17 protein-coding genes and 1 other RNA gene are annotated in these 19,390 nt (G+C 59.4%); 6 read left to right on the top strand and 12 right to left on the bottom strand.

From position 1 onward, the window contains the following. Nucleotides 1-35: 35 nt before the first annotated feature. An RNA gene (gene rnpB, locus L1C91_RS05995) (RNase P RNA component class A) lies at nucleotides 36-469 on the top strand. A gap of 34 nt (nucleotides 470-503) precedes the next feature. Here the strand turns inward: rnpB and L1C91_RS05990 are convergent. Next, the gene (locus tag L1C91_RS05990) at nucleotides 504-1,727 is read right to left on the bottom strand and encodes a galactokinase family protein (protein ID WP_234858464.1); all 1,224 of its coding nucleotides are present in this window, start codon (nucleotides 1,725-1,727) and stop codon (nucleotides 504-506) included. Nucleotides 1,728-1,809: 82 nt separating this feature from the next. Between L1C91_RS05990 and L1C91_RS05985 the strand changes: the two genes are divergently transcribed. Further along, entirely contained in the window at nucleotides 1,810-2,022 is a 213-nt protein-coding gene (locus L1C91_RS05985; protein WP_020976671.1) for a hypothetical protein, read from the top strand. Nucleotides 2,023-2,057: 35 nt separating this feature from the next. Here the strand turns inward: L1C91_RS05985 and L1C91_RS05980 are convergent, their stop codons facing one another. Together L1C91_RS05980 and L1C91_RS05975 are read right to left on the bottom strand one after the other, a co-directional pair. After that, a complete protein-coding gene (locus L1C91_RS05980; RefSeq protein WP_234858463.1) occupies nucleotides 2,058-2,651 on the bottom strand; it encodes a CYTH domain-containing protein in 594 nt (197 codons plus the stop codon). A gap of 38 nt (nucleotides 2,652-2,689) precedes the next feature. Beyond that, entirely contained in the window at nucleotides 2,690-3,781 is a 1,092-nt protein-coding gene (locus L1C91_RS05975) for a DUF2786 domain-containing protein (protein WP_234858462.1), read from the bottom strand. A gap of 63 nt (nucleotides 3,782-3,844) precedes the next feature. On the opposite strand from L1C91_RS05975, the gene L1C91_RS05970 reads away from it, so the two are divergent. From L1C91_RS05970 to L1C91_RS05960, 3 genes are all read left to right on the top strand, one after another. Beyond that, nucleotides 3,845-5,176 (top strand): glutamine synthetase family protein, encoded by a 1,332-nt coding sequence (locus tag L1C91_RS05970; protein ID WP_234858461.1) that lies wholly within the window; start codon nucleotides 3,845-3,847, stop codon nucleotides 5,174-5,176. Between the two features lie 7 nt (nucleotides 5,177-5,183). Continuing rightward, on the top strand, nucleotides 5,184-8,222 hold the full coding sequence (locus tag L1C91_RS05965; protein WP_234858460.1) for a bifunctional [glutamine synthetase] adenylyltransferase/[glutamine synthetase]-adenylyl-L-tyrosine phosphorylase: 3,039 nt from the start codon (nucleotides 5,184-5,186) through the stop codon (nucleotides 8,220-8,222). A gap of 73 nt (nucleotides 8,223-8,295) precedes the next feature. Continuing rightward, nucleotides 8,296-8,949, top strand: a complete 654-nt coding sequence (locus tag L1C91_RS05960; RefSeq protein ID WP_419178724.1) for a biliverdin-producing heme oxygenase — start codon at nucleotides 8,296-8,298, stop codon at nucleotides 8,947-8,949. Here L1C91_RS05960 and L1C91_RS05955 read toward each other — a convergent pair. The 5 genes from L1C91_RS05955 to glnA all read right to left on the bottom strand — a co-directional run bounded on the left by L1C91_RS05955 (nucleotide 8,918) and on the right by glnA (nucleotide 14,310). Then, the gene (locus L1C91_RS05955; RefSeq protein ID WP_234858458.1) at nucleotides 8,918-10,153 is read right to left on the bottom strand and encodes an MFS transporter; all 1,236 of its coding nucleotides are present in this window, start codon (nucleotides 10,151-10,153) and stop codon (nucleotides 8,918-8,920) included. The genes L1C91_RS05960 and L1C91_RS05955 overlap by 32 nt on opposite strands. A gap of 2 nt (nucleotides 10,154-10,155) precedes the next feature. Continuing rightward, the gene (locus L1C91_RS05950) at nucleotides 10,156-10,944 is read right to left on the bottom strand and encodes a sortase (protein ID WP_234858457.1); all 789 of its coding nucleotides are present in this window, start codon (nucleotides 10,942-10,944) and stop codon (nucleotides 10,156-10,158) included. Then, nucleotides 10,941-12,065 carry a hypothetical protein gene (locus tag L1C91_RS05945; protein ID WP_234858456.1) on the bottom strand — a complete coding sequence of 375 codons (1,125 nt, stop codon included), beginning with the start codon at nucleotides 12,063-12,065 and terminating at the stop codon, nucleotides 10,941-10,943. The genes L1C91_RS05950 and L1C91_RS05945 overlap by 4 nt, the downstream gene beginning before the upstream one ends. Nucleotides 12,066-12,105: 40 nt before the next feature. Then, nucleotides 12,106-12,663 (bottom strand): hypothetical protein, encoded by a 558-nt coding sequence (locus L1C91_RS05940; protein ID WP_234858455.1) that lies wholly within the window; start codon nucleotides 12,661-12,663, stop codon nucleotides 12,106-12,108. Nucleotides 12,664-12,873: 210 nt separating this feature from the next. Beyond that, nucleotides 12,874-14,310, bottom strand: coding sequence for a type I glutamate--ammonia ligase (gene glnA, locus L1C91_RS05935; RefSeq protein WP_046203959.1), 1,437 nt, complete (start codon nucleotides 14,308-14,310; stop codon nucleotides 12,874-12,876). Between the two features lie 125 nt (nucleotides 14,311-14,435). Here glnA and L1C91_RS05930 point away from each other — a divergent pair, with 125 nt between their 5' ends. Further along, the gene (locus L1C91_RS05930; RefSeq protein ID WP_020976661.1) at nucleotides 14,436-14,906 is read left to right on the top strand and encodes an RDD family protein; all 471 of its coding nucleotides are present in this window, start codon (nucleotides 14,436-14,438) and stop codon (nucleotides 14,904-14,906) included. A gap of 34 nt (nucleotides 14,907-14,940) precedes the next feature. On the opposite strand, the gene L1C91_RS05925 is transcribed toward L1C91_RS05930, so the two are convergent. The 4 genes from L1C91_RS05925 to sucB all read right to left on the bottom strand — a co-directional run. Further along, nucleotides 14,941-15,684 (bottom strand): DUF4191 domain-containing protein, encoded by a 744-nt coding sequence (locus tag L1C91_RS05925; protein ID WP_234858454.1) that lies wholly within the window; start codon nucleotides 15,682-15,684, stop codon nucleotides 14,941-14,943. Nucleotides 15,685-15,758: 74 nt separating this feature from the next. Continuing rightward, the gene (gene lipA, locus L1C91_RS05920; RefSeq protein WP_234858453.1) at nucleotides 15,759-16,802 is read right to left on the bottom strand and encodes a lipoyl synthase; all 1,044 of its coding nucleotides are present in this window, start codon (nucleotides 16,800-16,802) and stop codon (nucleotides 15,759-15,761) included. A gap of 78 nt (nucleotides 16,803-16,880) precedes the next feature. Beyond that, on the bottom strand, nucleotides 16,881-17,615 hold the full coding sequence (gene lipB / locus L1C91_RS05915) for a lipoyl(octanoyl) transferase LipB (protein ID WP_234858452.1): 735 nt from the start codon (nucleotides 17,613-17,615) through the stop codon (nucleotides 16,881-16,883). Between the two features lie 102 nt (nucleotides 17,616-17,717). Then, nucleotides 17,718-19,390 (bottom strand): 2-oxoglutarate dehydrogenase, E2 component, dihydrolipoamide succinyltransferase (gene sucB, locus L1C91_RS05910; RefSeq protein ID WP_234858451.1); only part of this gene is annotated, 1,673 nt, incomplete at its 5' end.

Below are 19,390 nucleotides of genomic sequence, written 5' to 3'. Positions count from 1 at the left end.
ACACCCCACCCACAGTCCTATAGTGGAAACGCGAATGAGTTAGCCAGGGCGAACGCGAGTCACGTACCCCTGCGAGGTGCCCCTTCGGGGTATCCCGCAGACGGCGTGTTTACTCGAGGAAAGTCCGGACTCCACAGAGCACGGTGGTCACTAACGGTGACCCAGGGTGACCTGCGGGACAGTGCCACAGAAAACAAACCGCCCACGGTGAAAACACGTGGGTAAGGGTGAAAAGGTGCGGTAAGAGCGCACCAGCACCTCAGGTGACTGAGGTGGCTAGGTAAACCCCACCGGGAGCAAGGCTAAAGGGCGCATCACTACGGTGTGCCTGCATGGATTAGGCTGCTCGTCTACCGTATCCATGGGTGAGCCGCTCGAGGCCGCATGCCGGCCCTAGATGGATGTTCGCCACCGTCAGCACTATTGATACTGACGGGAACAAAATCCGGCTTATCGGCTAACTCATTCGCCCTAGTAACCCCCAGGGGCAGAGCCCAGTAGTGCTAGCAGACAGCGCAGTGCTCAACCTCAGCCCGAGACCCAGGATCAAGCGCCAGCACACTCAAACCAGGCTCTGCATCGGCAATAAAACGATCAACGCTGGCCGAAGGCACGTACGCGATCACCGCGTAACTATGCCCACCATGGGCCGCACGATACGCCACGGCCCCACGCTCTGCAGCCAGCAACCCCACAGCATCAGCAGCCGCGGGGAAAGAAAACTCCTCCGCTACTGCGCAATGGCTCTGCTGCAACACATCGGCGGCCTCCCGCTGACGCCGCGAACGCAACAACGCAACCGTCTGCTGCGCACGCTGAGTTTCCGCATCCAAAAAATCCAACCACCGCTGAGCCACAGGAACAGCGGGAGCAGAAGAATCCGGCTTGACCGAATGCACAGCCGTCAACCACTCAATCACCCGCGGAGAAGCATCCGGAACATGGCGAATCTCCGACACCCCATAGGCATGGGCGGCATCAAAAAGGAAACGACACATCTGCGACAACTCGGCACTGGGCTTCGGCGGCTTCGACGCATTGACCACAACAGGAACCACATCACCCAACGGCGGGGCAGTGGTCAACGACTTATCCCGATAATCCAACACAGACACCCCGCCCGGGCTACGCAAAGCAACCTCATAACGCACACGTTGTACCGACGCATGCTCGCGAGGATCCGATGACGCCGTAACCAACGCGGCGTCATCACATTGCTTGCGCAACAACGTGGCTGTGTCTACCAGCGCCTCCGCAAGCTTGGCGCGCAGGGGAGCGTCGTCATCATCAACATGGGGGCGAACAATCGCCAACGCAAACGCACACTCCAGCGCCTCAACCACACCTAAGCCAACGCCCAAAGGGAACTCCGAAGAAACCTCAACGACATAGCCATTATGCTCGCGAGTGATCAACTGCTTGTTAATCAACATGTTTGCAATAGAACCGAAACGCGCAGCAAGGTTGGTCTGAGGGCCAGCATGCTTGCTGACAGCCCCCGCAGCAGTAATCGGCAACTCCGACCAGCGGGCAGAGCAATCCTCAATCCCATCGATGCTGCTCGACACCTCAACCACACCACTGGTCGTGCGCGTCACCGCAACCCGAACCCGCGGCGTTGCTACACCCATCAACACAACCCCACCAACAGCATCAGTGTGCTCACCGATGACATTAAACGTTGCCGGCGCTGAGGCCACGATCTCCATCTGGTTGACTCGCTCCATCCCTACATAGTAACTGCGACAACTACAATGATTCACGGCAGCCCACACAGGTGGGTACAACAAACAACAGAAAGGCACCCCCGTGGACGACCTCGACAACAAGTGGTACTTCAACCCCCAAACCGGCGAAGTAGCACAAGGCCTAGAATTCGACGCAACCCACCGCATGGGCCCCTACGACAGCGAGCAAGCAGCCCGCGAAGCATTGGAAACCGCACAGGCACGCACCGAAGCCGCTGACGAATACGACGAGCAGGGCGACAACTGGGGCAAGCCAGCATCCTGGGAAAAGTAGCCCTACCGGCCTAGAGATCTAGCTAGGATCTCTACCTAGATCTCTAGAGCCTGAGCCAATTTCGATGGGCTCACAGATACCGGCACACCCGCGGAGCGCACAACATCGCAGGCTTGTTCAAAGGCAGTGATCGCCGCGGGTGAATCTCCGATACGCTCGCACTCCCACTCCCGCCACGAACGGCTGCGACCCTCGTGGTAGGCAGTGACGTGGTCATCAACAAACTCCACCACCGGGCAATCCCCAGCGAGCAGCACATATTCGTGGCGCTCATTGTCGATGCGCGCGACCTCCACAAGCTCACTGCCGCCCACCAGATCAGCGACATGGGCCAGCAGCTGCGCAGGAGGGGATTGCTCGCCCTGGGTGGCAGGGCTATGCAACTCCACCCGGCCACCATCACCAGGCAGCTTCACATGCCACCCATCATCTTTGCCACCAGTGCGGCGGCGCAACGTGATTTTATTGCGCGACAACACACCATCAGCTGTATCGAAATACAGCGCGGACAAATGCCGAACCACAGGACCAGACACATCATCGATAGACTCTGCGGCGGAAAAGTCCGGAACCACCGCATCCCCCGGAGAAAACTTTAACTCGACCTCAACGTTCGACTCGACACTCATACAACCCGTTCTACCAGGCGTGAGCGAAGGAGCGTTTCCTAGCCGCCGGACTCCAACGACTTCTGGGCATCAATCTCAGCCCCGCCCAACCGTGAACGCTCCGCGGCGTCAACACCCGCCGAATAACCAGACCAGTTTTTGACCGCCAAACTCGAAGAACGAAGATTGGTATACAAGTCTTCCACCGCACGATCTACCGCCGCACCACGCAACGCCAACGCCTTTTCCGCCGATGAACGCGCAACCTCATCGCGCGGCAACGCATGCTCATTGACCTCAGACAACAAGGTAGAAATCCGCGCAGCATAAGCCAGCAAAAAACTACGCTTAAACGGCGCAAGCTGCTTATCCACACGAGCCTGTTCAGCCCGAGGATCCGTCGACATGTAGTAATCGCACTGCACCTGCAAAGACTCATACATCTGCGCAGTATGAGCGCACGACTCTGGCTCACCAACAACCGACACTAAACCCAACGGGTGCACCAAAATTGCCCGACACCCATTCGCCCGAGCCACACCCCCCAACAAGCGGAAACGATGCTTAACATACGGCCCACTAATACACACCCTATGGGTGCGAATCGTTTCCGAAGAAGCACCAGAAGCAACCAACCCATCCAATACATACTGCTGCTGCAACTGCTGAGCCTTCGCCACCAAAGCCTCAGCCTCCGCAGCGAACGTCGTCGACTCCGCCTTCCGTAGCAAACTCAACACTCGATCGCGCACCTTCGACACACTAGGATCCGCAGCCAACTGATCCTGCACCTCCCACTCGTGTAGAGGCCACGTACGACGCAAACGATCAGCCAACGCCCACCATGCTTTCTCCCCACCCTTCAGCACAGCCCGCTGCCCCGACTTATCAAGCACCCGCGACCACTGCAGCCCCCGCCGCCAGTCCGCAACCACAGCAGCGCTACCGCAAGCCGACACGACGTCATCAAACCACACCAAAGCAATGAACTGCCCCTTCACACCAAAAACATGCGAAAAATCCCCAGCAGTCCACCCGCCCCGGCGCACAAAAGTCACCAAACAACTCCGAAGCTCGGAGGATAAAAACTCCGACAAACACGAGCCATCAGGCAAAAACAAACGACCAGAACGATAAAAATCAACAGACATTAAAAACCCCCAAAAGATCGGGCCGACCCCCACAGCAGCCAGTATAGAGATAGATTAATACCCATGGATAGCCAACAGGAATACGTGCTCCGCACCGTTGAAGAACAAGACATCAGCTTCGTCCGACTGTGGTTCACAGACATCCTCGGCACACTCAAATCTGTGGCCGTCGCCCCGGCAGAGCTAGAAAGCGCCTTCGGGGAAGGCATCGGCTTCGACGGCTCAGCAATCGAAGGCTACTCGCGCGTCAGCGAAGCAGACACCATCGCGCTGCCCGACCCCTCCACCTTCCAACTGATGCCCAGCAGCACCGAACCACACACCGCCCGCATGTTCTGCGACATCGCCATGCCCGACGGGCAACCGTCCTGGGCCGACCCCCGGCAAGTGCTGCGCCGCCAAGTACGCGCCGCAGCCAACGAAGGTTTCACCTGCTACGTCCACCCCGAAATCGAGTTCTACCTACTCAAAACACTCAACACCGGTGGCCTACGCCCAGAACCCACCGACAACGGCGGATACTTCGACCAATCCGTCAACGACCTGGCCCCACAGTTCCGCAGGCAAGCCATCCAAGCCCTCGAATCCATGGGCATCAGCGTCGAATTCTCCCACCACGAAACCGCCCCCGGCCAGCAAGAAATCGACCTGCGTCACGCCGACGTGCTGACCATGGCCGACCACATCATGACTTTCCGCTTCCTGATCAAACAGGTCGCCATCGCCAACGGCGTAGCCGCCACCTTCATGCCCAAACCCTTCGCCGAATACGCGGGCTCCGGCATCCACACCCACATGTCGCTATTCGAAGGCGACATCAACGCCTTCCACGACCCTGACGACGAATACAACATCTCCTCCACCGCGCGACACTTCATCGCAGGCATCCTCCACCACGCCCCAGAAATCTCGGCTATCACCAACCAATGGGTGAACTCCTACAAACGCCTGATGTTCGGTAACGAAGCACCCCCAGCAGCAACATGGGGTGTGTCCAACCGATCTGCCATGGTGCGCGTGCCCACCTACCGCCCCGGCAAAGTCGAATCCCGACGCGTTGAAGTACGAAGCCCCGACAGCGGCTGCAACCCCTACCTCGCGTTCTCCGTCCTGCTCGCCGCAGGCCTCAAAGGAATCACAGAGGGCTACACCCTGCCCGAACCCGCAGAAGGCGACGTATCAGCGCTGAGCCGCCGGGAACGCTTCGCCCTCGGATACACCGAGCTGCCGACCTCCCTCGACCAAGCCCTCCGACTCATGGAACAGTCCGAACTGGTCGCCGACACCCTAGGGGAGCACGTCTTCGAATACTTCCTGCGCAACAAGTGGCGTGAAATCAACGACTACCAGTCGCAAATCACCCAATGGGAACTGAAAACCAACCTGCACTACTAGGCACCGCATGTACTCTTCACGCACCACCCGCCGAACACTGCCCACCAACGCGGCCCTCGGACTGACCAGCCCCACAGCCACCGCAGACCTTGAGTCCCTCGGCTGGCTCAACGAAAACTCCCTCGACATACTCTGGGCACTATCGGGGGCAGGCGACGTAGACCTCGCCCTCAACACCGCCGTCCGGCTCAAATCAGCCCTCGGTGACGACTATGACGCCCTTGATCGCGCCATCCGCAAAGACCCCGCCATCCGCGTCAGACTGCTGTCGCTCATCGGCGGCTCCACAGCACTAGGTGACCACCTCGTCGCCCACCCAGAGCTATGGTCCGAACTAGCCGACGAGGTCCCCACATTCTCCGAAATGATGCAGGCCATGCTCGGCAGCGTCGAAGCAACACCCGAAGGAATCGAAGGCGACCCCGCCAACCCCTACCTATCCACCGCAGGCACCTACCGCGCCGCCATCACCGGCCCAGAGGCACAGACCGCACTCAAAAACACCTACCGAACGCTCCTAATGCGCATTGCCGCGCACGACCTTGCCGGCACCTACCCCGAATCCCCGCGGCGCACCGGGCAGCCGACGGTTCCGTTTCGAAAAGTGGTGGGAGAGCTCAGCGACCTAGCTGATGCCGCACTCACCGCAGCATTGTCGGTAGCCGTCGCCCAAGTGTTCAAAGACAAACCCATGGAGGGGCGGCTAGCGGTCATCGCCATGGGCAAGTGCGGTGCCCGCGAGCTCAACTACATTTCTGACGTCGACGTCATCTTTGTCGGCGAGCCGGCGGACACGAAGATCACGCGCCTGGCGGGGGAGTTCATTCGCATCGGCTCCCAGTGCTTCTTCGAAGTTGATGCGGCCTTGCGCCCTGAAGGAAAACGTGGCGCGTTGGTGCGCACCTTGGAATCCCATGTCGCTTATTACACTCGGTGGGCGCATACCTGGGAGTTCCAAGCTTTGCTTAAAGCCCGACCCATGACCGGCGACAGGGCCCTGGGGGATGCCTACATCGAGAGTTTGAGCCCCATGGTGTGGGCCGCCAGCGAGCGCGAAAGCTTCGTCGAAGACGTGCAGGCGATGCGCAGCAGGGTATTGGACAATGTGCCCGCAGAGTTGCGTGAACGCGAGCTGAAGCTTGGGCGCGGGGGCCTACGCGACGTCGAATTTGCTGTCCAATTGCTGCAGTTGGTGCATGGTCGCAGCGATGATGCTTTGCGCGTGACCAGCACTGTCGATGCGCTCGAGGCTTTGATCGAGGGCGGTTACGTTGGTCGCGAGGACGGCTACCATTTCATCGAGGCCTATGAGTTTTTGCGGTTGCTGGAGCATCGTTTGCAGTTGCAGAGGGTTAAGCGCACCCACATGATGCCCGATTTGGCTGATGACGTCGCGTTGCGCTGGTTGGCGCGCACCTCTGGGGTTCGCGAGGGTGAGCTGGGCGCTAAATATCGGGCGGTGCTTAGGCAAATTAGTCAACTCCACGCCAAGCTGTTCTTCCGCCCTTTGCTCAACTCTGTGGTCAACCTGGATGTGGGCACGCTGCGGTTGTCCCCGGATGCCGCCCAGCGGCAGCTTGCCGCACTTGGCTATGTGTTCCCGGGTCGTGCTTATGAGCACTTGAGTGCCTTGGCTTCCGGTGGCTCCCGAAAAGCCAAGATCCAAGCCATGTTGTTGCCGACGTTGATGGAGTGGCTCAGCCGAACTTCCGACCCGGATGCTGGGTTGTTGAATTACCGTAAATTGTCTGAGGAGTGCGAGGAGCGACAGTGGTTCCTGCGGCTGTTGCGTGACGAGGGCATCGTTGGGCAACGCCTGATGAAGATCCTGGGTAATTCCCCTTACGTGTCCCAGTTGATTATTGATACCCCGGAAACCCTCAAGCTTTTAGGCGATGGTGCTTCTGGTCCGAAGCTGGTCAACCCGCATCCCGAAACTGTGTCGAAGTCTTTGGTGGCGGCGGCGTGCCGCAAGACCAACCCGGACGCGGCTATTGCGGCGGCCCGTGGTTTACGCCGCGCAGAACTGGCTCGCATCGCCGCTGCAGATTTGCTCGGAATGATGGATGTCAAGGAGGTATGTCGCAGCCTGTCCCTGGTGTGGGATGCGGTTCTGGAAGCTGCTCTACGGGCGGAAACTGCTGCATCAGATGAGTCACTGGCGACCATCACGGTGATCGGCATGGGCCGTTTGGGTGGTGCGGAGCTGGGGTACGGCTCTGACGCTGACGTAATGTTCGTGTGCGAACCTCTGCCTGGCATTGATGAGACCGATGCCGTGAAGTGGTCGATCGGTGTGTGCGATCGTATGCGCCGCAGGTTGAGCAAACCCAGCAAGGACCCCTCGCTTGAGGTCGATTTGGGGCTTCGGCCGGAGGGTCGCTCGGGCCCCGTTGTTCGCACCTTAGAGTCCTACCGGGCGTATTACGAGCGCTGGGGCGAGACTTGGGAGATTCAGGCCCTGCTGCGTGCAGCTGTTGTCGCAGGCAACCCGGAGCTCGGGCAGCGCTTCATCGACATGATTAACCCCCTGCGCTATCCCGCTGCAGGAGTGGGGGAGGACGTGGTGCGGGAAGTTCGCCGCATGAAGGCCCGGGTGGATAACGAGCGGCTGCCGAGGGGTGCTGACAGGAACACCCACACCAAGCTTGGTCGGGGTGCGTTGACCGACATTGAATGGACAGTTCAGCTACTCACCTTGATGCACAGTGATGTTGAGCAGCTGCACACACCCTCCACTCTTGAGGCCCTCGACGTCATACGTGATCAAGCGATTATCCGGCCGCAGCAGGCTGAAACATTAAAGTCCGCCTGGCTGGCTGCGACGCGTGCTCGTAATGCGCTCGTGTTGGTCAAGGGCAAGCGCACCGACCAGTTGCCTTCCCCGGGGCCGCAACTGGCTACGGTGGCTGCCGCAGCCGGCTGGGATCATGCCAACTACCAGGAGTTTTTAGAGAATTATCTGAAGCTGACACGCAAGGCTCGAGCTGTGGTTGATGAAGTATTTTGGGGCTCTTCCGGGTTCGAATTGGGGCCAATGGGTTGACATTAGTGGAGGTCTAAAATCCACCAAAAGGTTGATATGCTGCGAGCCTTGCCTAAGTTATGATTTACTCATGATTACCGCCCTGACTGCACCCCTGTCCCAGGCTTTGCGAACCTCAACTGCAGCCGCCCACGAAAAAGCTGAGCACTCCACTTTCATGGACGAACTCCTCAAGGGCAACCTCGGAGTAGAAGAATTCATCGTCCTTCAGGAGCAGAGCTGGTTGTTCTACAGCGCGCTGGAAGAAGCCGCCCGCGCAGTTGCAGAAGACCCCATCGCCGCCGACATCGTCGACCCTGCCCTCGAACGCGTTCCCTCCCTGGAATCCGACCTCGACGCCCTGCACGGCTCGACCGAGTGGCGCGACAACGTCACCATGCTGCCGGCTACCGAGGCCTATGTGCGACGCCTTCAAGAAATCGGCGAAAGTAAAGACGCCGCCCGTCTGATTGCCCACCACTACGTGCGCTACCTCGGTGACCTTTCCGGTGGCCAGGTTATTGGCCGCATGATGCAACGCCACTACGGGGTAAGCGAAGACGCCGTCAGCTTCTACCGCTTCACAGAGATCCCGAAGGTTAAGCCCTACAAGGACAACTACCGCGCCGCGCTCGACGCACTGCCTCTGTCTGAGGAAGACCGCGAGTGCCTGCTCAACGAGGCCGCTGAAGCCTTCCTGTTCAATCTGAACCTTTTTAACGGTATCGAGAAAGTACTCGCGAAGTAACAAGACCCACTAGGCCGAGCCCCAGCATCACGGCTATCGACCACGAGGCCACCTGGAAATCTTCCCACCGGTAGATTCCTGGGTGGCCTGTTTTGCGTGCGGACACATCCAAAAGCACACCGAAAGCTTGCGCCGTGATCATGCCGGAAACGAAGCCGCCCATGTTCGCCAACCCCGTGCCCGTAGCAAGCACTCGGCGATCAATATTTTCCCGCACCATGTCGAAGCCATAGTTAGATAAAAGTGACATCACGCCAAGCACCAGGCTTAACACCATCACCGAGGACTTGTGCGTGAAAAACCATCCAGCGGTACCCGCCACGATGAATGCTCCGGTGATCACAGCCCACACACGTTGCGGGCCGAGCCTTGAACTAATAAACCCGTGGATGGGGGAGACAAACACCTGCACCACGCTATTTACAACCAGTGCCGCGCCGGCGTAAGCAGGGGAGAGGCCCAGCCCTAAGGTGATCAATGGAACGCCCCAGAGCAAAAGGAACATCAAGTTGGGCATGAGTCCGATCCAGTGGCTGAAAAAACCCTCCCAGCACACGGGGCTGCGGACAACTAAGCCGAGTTTGCTGCGCAACGGCAAATCTGCCCCGGGGGTGTGCAGGGGTGCATGGGGCGCATCTGCAATGAGCAGTCCTGTAACCACTGCTAACACAGCGATCGAGGTGCCGAGGCTGACGAAAGCTGGCGTCCATCCTTGGGCATGCAACATGGCCATAAAAGGAACTGCAGACAAGAATTGGCCTAGCTGCCCCAACGCAGCCGTGAGCTGTGTAAATACGGGGGTCTTACGCAAAGGAAACCAGGCGGGCAGGATGCGCATCACGGATAAAAAGGCGGTGGCATCTCCAGCACCAATAAGTACGCGGGCGGCAATAGCAACCCCATAGCTACTGGTTAGTCCCAAGATGATCTGGCCGGTAGCCATAATGACTGAACCAACAAACAGAAGCTTCCTGGGGCCGAAGCGGTCAATCGCCACGCCTGTGGGAATCTGTGCCAGAGCGTACACGCCCACCTGGACTGACGTGAACACAGCCAGCCGGGAGGCGTCAATACCAAAATGATCAATAGCCGCAGTGCCGGCCACACCCATGGAGGTGCGCCCGGTGACCGCAGCGATGTAGACAGCGACCGCCGCAGCCCACACCACCAGCGCACGGGTGGTGACTTTCTCTGGGGTACTCACGTTTAGGCGTTCTCCCCGCCCGGCTGGGGCCGTGCTTCGGTCTTAGCCTTAGGCAGCTGTTCATCGACCAGGTGTCCAGAGACGATGACATTGAAGCCTAGGTCGTTGCTGCCATCGACGCTGCATGCAATTAATACGATGCGCCCAGGGGCGTGTTCGTCCACAAGTTCGGAATCGTCAATGGCTTCGTATTTGTCCACCAACCATGAGTTGTCGACTTCCCAGCGCCGTATCGCGCCATCGGTGCCGGTCATGGTGATTAATGATCCATTGAGGACGTCGCTTGCGTATCGGCCCACAGTTCCCCCACCGACGGCAGGCACGCGCTGCGCAGGTGCAGACAGGTTCACTGCTGCGGTGACGACTTCCGAGAAGGGATTGAACACGAGGCGCTGTTGGCCCCACGCGTGGCCCAGGACGTACATCGTGCCGTCTGCCGCGTGGTCGGGGTCAACACCCCAGCCGTCGACCCATCGCACCATTGTGGCTTGAGGCCCGGCAGGGTTGAGGGGGATGACATAGGGCATCGACGCATATTGGGCGTCGTGGATAGCGGCGGGCCCGTCCATTTCGAAGCGCCCAAAATCGACAGGTACGGGCTTGTCCGCTGGAGGCGGTAGCTCTTTGGTGCTGGGAGTCGCCGGCGCTGCCGTAGACGATGGTGTCGATTTGGTGGTGCTGGCAGGGGGTGGTGTTTCCTCCCGGTGGATCGAGCACGCGGTGAGTCCGGTGAAGCATAGGGCTGTCGCTGCGACGATCGTGGGTACTGCGGGCGTGAGAGGAAACTTCATGGGCTTAAGGGTATCAATAGTGGCCAATACACTAGGTCCTTATGATTCCCTTCATTGATGTTGATTTGCCCCCGACCGGGACTCGGGAAGCGTTGCGTGATGCGCTGCTGGGTGATTTTGACCCGGCCGATGACGCCACCAGGCTTGGTGTTCCTGCGGGAACCGGCCAGTTGTTGGCTATGCCTTCGGCTGTAGGCAAGTGGGCTGGCTGCAAGGTGGCGACTGTGGCGCCGGTTAATCCGGCGTGGGCTCTGGCCCGGGGTGGGCTCGCGGTAGTTGAATACCTCCTGGTAGGAAGTGCCGTTTTCCGCAGTCGGCTGGTTGTAGGTGTCATTCCAGGGGTAGACGCGGATGATCTTCTCCGGAGCCTTGCCTGCAACATCTTCAGGCGCGACGTCATCAGCATTGTCAGAACCTTCGGCGCCTTCGGCTTCGTCAAAGACGGACTGAACACCGTGGCCACCGAACTCGGACGCACTGAGCTTCTTGATCTCCAGCAAGCTCGGGCGCTCACGGTAGGTGCGGTACAGCTCCTGGCGCAGACGTACCTTGCCGTTAGTCGGGTCGATGGCGAAGGTGTACGGAAGGTTGCCTTCACGGATGTCAGAGTAGACGTAGACGTAGGCGTCACCGGGAGTCTTGGGCTTCAGTTCGTTCCACTCGGCCTCGCTCATGTTGGAGCAGGAATAGGGCTGAACGGGTTCCATGATGCGCGCGGGACGAATGCTGGTTTCGTTATTCCAGTACACGCGGTGAAGGTTGAGGTCCTTGAGCTGGTTCGGCTTGGACAGATCCTCCAACTTCAGGGGAGTAAAGACACTGTCGATCTTTTGCTGGGCAGTCGCCGAAGCAAAAGGCGTACCGGTCTGCTTCTCAGTGCGATCGATGAACTTCGCGTCCGGGGCATAGTCCAGCAGAGCACGGTAATCCTTATCGAGGACGTCGTGAATCTGGATCTCCGGCAGGCGGTAGTACAGCTGGCGGCTACTAATAACACCGGCACTTGTTCCACCACCAGTAGTGTGCTGGTACTGTGCGGTGCCCATACCCAGGAAGTTGCCGCCCGGGATCGTCATCGGGCTGGTCACCAGCTGATCCACTGGATCGCCGTTTTTCCACACCAGGAACTTGTAGGGCTGGCCGTCTTCACCGTACTGGGTATCAGGGCTGTTGGCTGTTGTACTCCGGGACCAGCTCGCCGTTGTGCTTCATCCAATCCAACGGCAGGTAGTAGGTGTTTTTACAGTCACCCCAGCTGCCGTCGACGTCTTCGGTGCGGCACACGGTGCCGTTCTGGCCGTAGGTCGTCTTGGCGTAGTTTGCCTCCACAGCACCACGGAAGTCGTAGCGCTGGAGAGTGTGCACGATATCGCCGGGCTGGAAGTAGTAGCTAGAAGCATCGACAAAGGACAAAATACCCGTGGTCGGATCCTCTAGAAAACGCAGATCAAAGCGGTTAACGTTCTTGGAATATTTGTTCCACGCATCACGGTAGTAGCCGCTGTAGTACTGGAGAAGTTCGTGCTCGTGGCCCTCAGGAACAGTCGCAAGAAGCTCCTTCATCTTCTGAACGACAGTCCAGTAGGTGTAGGAGGCAGTGACCACACGACCGTCGGACATTTCAAAGGTGAGGTCGTGACCGTCGTAGGTCAGGGCATCCCGAAGAGCCTCGGGGTATTCATCGGTGTGGTCGGTGCCGTCATAGAGCTTAACGTCCAAGGTTGGTCGATCTAGACCAGCAGCCCAAAGTCCCTAAGCTCCCAATACTGGGGGTAGCAGATATTGTGCACCCTCTCAGGTTTTTACCCCATCCGCGCCAGCAAACTTAAAAACGGCGAGCCAACGAGGGAAAAGAAAAACGGTGCCAGGACGTTTATGTCCTGGCACCGTTCACAGCGCCCGGGGCGTTAAGAGACGATGGTCTACTGCTTAGCAGTCGTAGTACAGCTCGAACTCCAGCGGAGTCGGGCGCATGCGCGACGGGGTGATCTCATTGTCGTACTTGAGCTTGATGTAGGTATCGATCAAGTCCTCGCTGAACACATCGCCTTCGGTGAGGAAGTCATGGTCTTCAGCCAACGCGGCCAGGGAAGCCTCCAAAGAAGTCGGAGCCTGAGGAATCGACGCGGCCTCCTCCGGGGGCAACTCGTAGAGATCCTTATCCACCGGTGCATGGGGCTCGATGCGGTTCTTGATGCCATCCAAGCCAGCGAGCATCATCGCAGCAAAACCGAAGTAGGGGTTGCCCGACGGGTCCGGAGCACGGAACTCAATGCGCTTAGCCTTCGGGTTGGAACCGGTGATCGGGATACGCACAGCCGCAGAACGGTTGCGCTGCGAGTACACCAGGTTGATCGGCGCCTCGTAGCCCGGAACCAGACGGTGGTAGGAGTTTAACGTGGGGTTGGTGAACGCCAACACAGCGCCCGCGTGGTGCAGGATTCCGCCAATGTAGTAGCGGGCCATGTCAGACAAGCCAGCGTAGCCAGCCTCGTCGTGGAACAAGGGGGTGCCGTCCATCCACAGCGACTGGTGGGCGTGCATACCGGAGCCATTGTCACCGGCCAGGGGCTTCGGCATGAAGGTGGCGGTCTTGCCCGCGCGGAAGGCGGCGTTCTTCACGAAGTACTTGAAGGTCTGCAAGTCATCAGCGGCGGCCAACAGGGTGTTGAACTTGTAGTTGATTTCCTGCTGCGTGCCGGTGCCGACTTCGGGGTGCTGGCGTTCGATATCGAAGCCGACACCACGCAGCAAAGAGCACATCTCGTCGCGCAAGTCCTGGTACTGGTCCATGGGGGAGGTCTGGCCGTAGCCGCCCTTGAAGCGGGTCTTGTAGGCCTTGTTGAGGCTGCCGTCGAGGTTGACGTCCTCGCCGCGGTTCCACCAACCGGTGTCGGAGTCAATGTCGTAGTGCGCGGTGTGCGCATCAGCGGTGAAGCTGACCTTGTCGAAGAGGTAGAACTCGGCCTCGGCGCCGAAGAAGCAGGTGTCAGCGATGCCGGTGGATGCCAGGTACTCCTCCGCCTTGCGGGCAACGTTGCGCGGGTCACGGCTGAAGGGCTCGCGGGTGAAAGGATCGTGGACGAAGAACTTCATGTTCAACGTCTTGGCGCGACGGAACGGATCAACATAAGCCGTCGCGACGTCAGGGTGAAGATTCATGTCGGATTCGTCAATGGATGTGAATCCGATGACCGAAGAACCGTCGAAGGCGAAGCCTTCCTCGGCTGCCTCCTCAGTGAAGGTATGAGCAGGGATGGTCATGCGCTGCTCGGTGCCGGGAACGTCGGTAAATCGCATGTCGACATACTCGACGTCGTTGTCCTTGATGTACTTGACGACATCTTCGGTTGTCTCGAAGGCCATGGTTTCTCCTCGCGGGGATCGATGCTAGTGCTGGCTTAAGCTTAGCGAATATCTGTCGATCGACCATATAACCCACCGGTGTGGAAGTAGCCCCGTTAAGGTGCAAGGCCCTATCCTCAGTAAACATGGAGAAACGCAGTTGGCTTAGCGGCCCAGAAATCCCATCCCAATTTGATGATGACGGCGCGCCCTCAAGGTGGCCGGGCGAAAAACTGGGCCTGCCGGAACACGGCGAAGGTTCTTTAGCATCCGTCATGCGACGGGTCGGTGGAATCACCATCGATTGGTTTTTCGCGATGTTCATCGCGATCATCATCGGACAGCTCAGTGGCAACGGACAGTTCTACGCACCCAGCCTCACTCTGGGGATCTTCGTGATTATCAGCATCGTTAGCGTGGCTCTATTCGCGCGTACGCCCGGGCACATGATGCTGCGCATGGGTGTTGCCAGAATTGACGCTCAAGAGCGAGTAGGGCTGTGGCGATCGGTGGTCCGGGCTGCGCTGACCGTGTTTATTTTCCCCCCAATTATCGTTGATGCCGATGGCCGAGGTCTTCACGACCGGGCCACCGGCACTGCAGTCATCCTCGGGTAGTCACCGGCGACTGCCTATCAACAATGCACTAAGTTTAGTGCTTTTGGGCGCGCTTCATCCTGCGGTTCATCCCCGACACACGAGCGCCCTTGGGGATGGGGCCCTTCGGAAGAGCCGCACCAGCGCCCATGGTCCTGTCGATGGACTCAAGGCGAGTAGCCAGGGAGTGCACTTCGTTCTTCTTGATGTTGCGGGGGAGCTTCACCAACTGGCGCTGGAGCTTAGCGAGTGGCACTTCGCCTTCGCCAGTACCAGTGTGGATTTCGTAGACCGGGGTGTTGCCGACGATCTTGGAGATGCGCTTGCGCTGCTTAGCCAGCAAGGACTTGACGCGGTGGGGATCACCCTCGGAGATCAAGACGACACCGCACAGTCCAACGACACGGTGAACGGCGTCAAGCTGGGGGGTTACTTCCACGTTGGGGGTGGAGCGCCAGACCATACCTGGGCCGGAGCGCAGGTTTTCTACCGCCCACGCAGCAGCGCCAGGCTGTCCTTCTGCTTGTGCGTAGACATTACGTTCCATGCGGCGTGTAAATACCCACAATGCTGCGAGGATGCCGAACATGATGCCGATGATCAGCATGAACCATTCGCCGCCCCACAACAGTCCAATAAGGAAGAACGCCAGGGCAACCCCAACGACCGTTGCGAGCATGATGGGAAGCAGCGCCTTGTCTTGTTTGCGTTGCATGTTGAACGCTTGCCAGAACTGGCGGTACTGCTGTTTCCTCTGGGCGCGTTTCGCGGCCCGTGCTTCCTTTTTCGCGTCAGACATGACTACAACAATAGGGCACGCGGCCCAACGGTGCCCCTTAGGGTGCTGTAGCTCGTCTGACGAGCGGTTGACGTTTAGCGGGCAGCCACGGGGGTGTCCTCGGATGCGCCGTAACGCTCGAGTAAGGACGATGCCTCTTGGGCAGTGGAGCCTTCGGTGGTTTCCGCCAAGTGGGCTAGGTTTTCCGGCAACTGTTGACCGCGAGCCGCAATGGTTTGAGCGTACAGGCGTCCGGCGCGGTAGGAGGAGCGCACGAGGGGGCCGCTCATTACACCGGAGAATCCCATCTCTTTAGCGGCCTCGGAGTGCTCGACGAACTCTTCGGGCTTCACCCAGCGTTCGATGGGGTGGTACATGGGGCCGGGCCGCAGGTATTGGGTGATGGTGAGGATGTCGCAGCCGGCGTCAGCGAGGTCCTGCATCGCATCGTGGACTTCTTCGGGGGTTTCGCCCATGCCGAGGATCAGGTTGGATTTGGTGACCAGACCAAAGTCACGTGCCTGTCGGATGACGTCGAGGGAGCGGTCGTAGCGGAATGCCGGACGGATCCGCTTGAAAATGCGGGGCACAGTTTCGATGTTGTGGGCGAAAACTTCGGGGCGTGCTTCGAAGACTTCCTGCAGGAGGTCCGGTTTGCCGGAGAAATCGGGCACGAGGTTTTCCACGCCGGTGTTGGGGTTGAGCTCGTGGATTTGGCGCACTACTTCTGCGTACAGCCAGGCGCCTTCGTCCTCGAGATCATCGCGGGTGACGCCAGTGATGGTGGCGTAATTTAGCCCCATTTCCCGCACGGACTCTGCGACGCGACGGGGCTCGTCACGGTCGAGGGGTTCGGGCTTGCCGGAGTCGATCTGGCAGAAGTCGCAGCGGCGGGAGCATTGGGAGCCGCCGATGAGGAAGGTTGCTTCGCGGGATTCCCAGCATTCGTGCACGTTGGGGCAGCCTGCTTCTTGGCAGACGGTATGGAGGGATGCACCCGCGACTCGCTTTTTCATGTCTTTAAATTCCGGGCCGGTTTTTGCCGTGGTCCGGATCCATCGAGGTTTGCTTTCGATGGGGGTCTGGGAGTTGCGAGCTTCGATGCGAAGCATTTTGCGTCCGTTGGGTGCTACAGTCACGGTGTCTACCCTACATGTGTTGTCAAAACAGGGCCACAGGTGGCTTTAACCTGGGGTGATGAGTGTTTTTGTTGTTTCTTATTTCGTCGGGTTGTCTGCGGTGGCGAAGGTGTGGTCGGCAACCGTCATTTCACCTGAGAGCGCCTTTTCAAGGCTGTCGCTCAAGCTGTCGATGGGTTCTTGGGTGGTGACGTCGCGTCCCAGTTCCTCGGACAGGGTGGTTACGCCCGCATCGCTGATGCCGCAGGGAACGACCAGGTTGTAGGGGTCGAGGCTGTTGTTGCAATTGAGGGAAAGCCCATGCATGGTGACGCCTTGGGTGACGCGTATGCCTAGGGCTGCTACTTTGCGATCGGGGCGGTGGTCATCGGAGGGGATCCATACGCCGGAGCGGCCATCGATGCGTCCTGCGTGTGGCAGGCCTAGGTGGCGGATGGTGTCGATGAGGGCTTCTTCGATGCGGCGGACGTAGTCGACGACGTCGATCGGAGTGACAAGTTTGATGATGGGGTAGGCCACTAGTTGCCCTGGGCCATGCCAGGTGATGCGGCCGCCGCGGTCGACGTCAATGCAGGGGATTTCGTCGGTGGTGGGGCGATCTTCTGGTTGGGTGCGTTTGCCGGCGGTGAAGGTGCTGGGGTGGGTGAGTAGCAGGACGGTGTCGTTGATGTCGCCTGCGGCCCTGCGTGCCGCTAGTTCGGCTTGGAGGTTCCACGCCTCCATGTAGTCGATTTCGCCTAGGTGACGAAACTCTAGTTTGTGTGTGAGATCGCGGATGGGTTGGTTGGGAGCCATGAATGGTGCGCGGATCATAATGCGCTCTAGTGTAGCGCCCGGGGGTGAACAGACAACAGCCCCGCCGCCTTCGGCCGTGAAAGGCCTGAGGGTGACGGGGCTGGTGTTTAGGAGGGGCGTTTAGAGGTCGAGGTCGTACTCGAAGTCTGCGGTCTCAAGGCGGTCGCGGACGGTGGTCATGAAGCGTCCAGCGTCGGCGCCGTCGACGATCTGGTGATCGTAGGTCATCGGCAGGAAGACCATCTGGCGGATGCCGATGGCGTCGGTGCCTTCTTCGGTCACAACGACGGGGCGCTTGGTGATTGCACCGGTGCCCACCATGGCGGCCTGCGGGGGCACCAGGATCGGGGTGTCGGACAGTGCGCCTTCGGAACCAATGTTGGTGATGGTGAAGGTGCCGCCGGACAGATCAGAGGGCTTGAGCTTGTTGTTGCGGGCACGGTCGGCGATGTCGACGATTGCCTTAGCTAGCTCAACAAGCGTCATATCCTGGGCATTGTGGATGACCGGGGACAGTAGACCTGCGGGGGTGTCCACCGCGATACCGAGGTTGACCTGGTCGTGGTAGGTCATTTCCTTGGTCTCAGCATTGTAGGAGGCGTTGACGTTCGGGTGGCTGACCAGTGCCTCGACCATGGCCTTCGCGAAGAAGGGCAGGTAGGTCAGGTTGACGCCGTGCTTGTCCTTGAAGGCCTGCTTGTTAGCCTTGCGCAGCTCTGCGACCTTGGTCATGTCGACCTCGTGCAGCTGGGTGAGCTGTGCAGCGCCATGGAGGGACTCGAGGGTCTTCTTCGCGGTCAGCTCGCGGATGCGGTTGACGCGCTGAGTGGTGCCGCGCAGCTTTGCCTTCTCCGGGTCAACGGACTTCGTGGAGATCGCAGAACCGGACTTCTTGGTTTCGACGGGAGCGGAGTCGCCTTCGCCCTTGGCCGCTGCCAAGACGTCCTGCTTGCGGATGCGGCCACCAACTCCGGTGCCCTTAACAGTGCGCAGATCTACGCCGTGCTTGTCGGCAAGCTTGCGGACCAGCGGGGTGACGTAGGGAACGTCATCGCCGTCGTTGACCTTGGACTCGGAAGAAGCCTTGGGCTCTTCCTTAGCCTCGGCCTTCGGCTCTTCCTTAGCCTCAGCCTTGGGCTCCTCGGCCTTGGGTTCTTCCTTGGCTGCGGGCTTGGCGTTGCCGTCGCCGATGCGGACGATGACGGCGCCGACGTCGACGGTGTCGTCTTCTTCAGCGAGGATTTCGACGATGGTGCCTGCGACGGGGGAGGGGACTTCGGTGTCGACCTTGTCGGTGGACACTTCGAGGAGGGGTTCGTCGACTGCGACGGTGTCGCCGACCTTCTTCAGCCAGCGGGTGATGGTGCCTTCGGTGACGGATTCGCCGAGTTCGGGCATTTCAACGTCGGTTGCCTCGCCAGATGCGTTTGCAGAATCGTCCTGCTTGGGCTCTTCCTTAGCCTCAGCCTTGGGCTCCTCGGCCTTGGGTTCTTCCTTGGCTGCGGGCTTGGCGTTGCCGTCGCCGATGCGGACGATGACGGCGCCGACGTCGACGGTGTCGTCTTCTTCAGCGAGGATTTCGACGATGGTGCCTGCGACGGGGGAGGGGACTTCGGTGTCGACCTTGTCGGTGGACACTTCGAGGAGGGGTTCGTCGACTGCGACGGTGTCGCCGACCTTCTTCAGCCAGCGGGTGATGGTGCCTTCGGTGACGGATTCGCCGAGTTCGGGCATTTCAACGTCGGTTGCCTCGCCAGATGCGTTTGCAGAATCGTCCTGCTTGGGCTCTTCCT

The sequence above is a fragment of the Corynebacterium argentoratense genome, assembly GCF_021491455.1.
GTDB lineage: Bacteria > Actinomycetota > Actinomycetes > Mycobacteriales > Mycobacteriaceae > Corynebacterium > Corynebacterium argentoratense_A.
The sequence above is the reverse complement of the archived record's forward strand: the minus strand, read 5'-3'. Positions and strand labels throughout refer to the sequence as shown.

Excerpts from the sequence above, each read along its gene's own strand:
- L1C91_RS05990 (WP_234858464.1), bottom strand. The coding sequence starts at position 1,727 with ATGGAGCGAGTCAACCAGATGGAGATCGTGGCCTCAGCGCCGGCAACG.
- L1C91_RS05980 (WP_234858463.1), bottom strand. The coding sequence starts at position 2,651 with ATGAGTGTCGAGTCGAACGTTGAGGTCGAGTTAAAGTTTTCTCCGGGG.
- L1C91_RS05975 (WP_234858462.1), bottom strand. The coding sequence starts at position 3,781 with ATGTCTGTTGATTTTTATCGTTCTGGTCGTTTGTTTTTGCCTGATGGC.
- L1C91_RS05970 (WP_234858461.1), top strand. The coding sequence starts at position 3,845 with ATGGATAGCCAACAGGAATACGTGCTCCGCACCGTTGAAGAACAAGAC.
- L1C91_RS05965 (WP_234858460.1), top strand. The coding sequence starts at position 5,184 with ATGTACTCTTCACGCACCACCCGCCGAACACTGCCCACCAACGCGGCC.
- L1C91_RS05950 (WP_234858457.1), bottom strand. The coding sequence starts at position 10,944 with ATGAAGTTTCCTCTCACGCCCGCAGTACCCACGATCGTCGCAGCGACA.
- glnA (WP_046203959.1), bottom strand. The coding sequence starts at position 14,310 with ATGGCCTTCGAGACAACCGAAGATGTCGTCAAGTACATCAAGGACAAC.
- L1C91_RS05930 (WP_020976661.1), top strand. The coding sequence starts at position 14,436 with ATGGAGAAACGCAGTTGGCTTAGCGGCCCAGAAATCCCATCCCAATTT.
- L1C91_RS05925 (WP_234858454.1), bottom strand. The coding sequence starts at position 15,684 with ATGTCTGACGCGAAAAAGGAAGCACGGGCCGCGAAACGCGCCCAGAGG.
- lipB (WP_234858452.1), bottom strand. The coding sequence starts at position 17,615 with ATGATCCGCGCACCATTCATGGCTCCCAACCAACCCATCCGCGATCTC.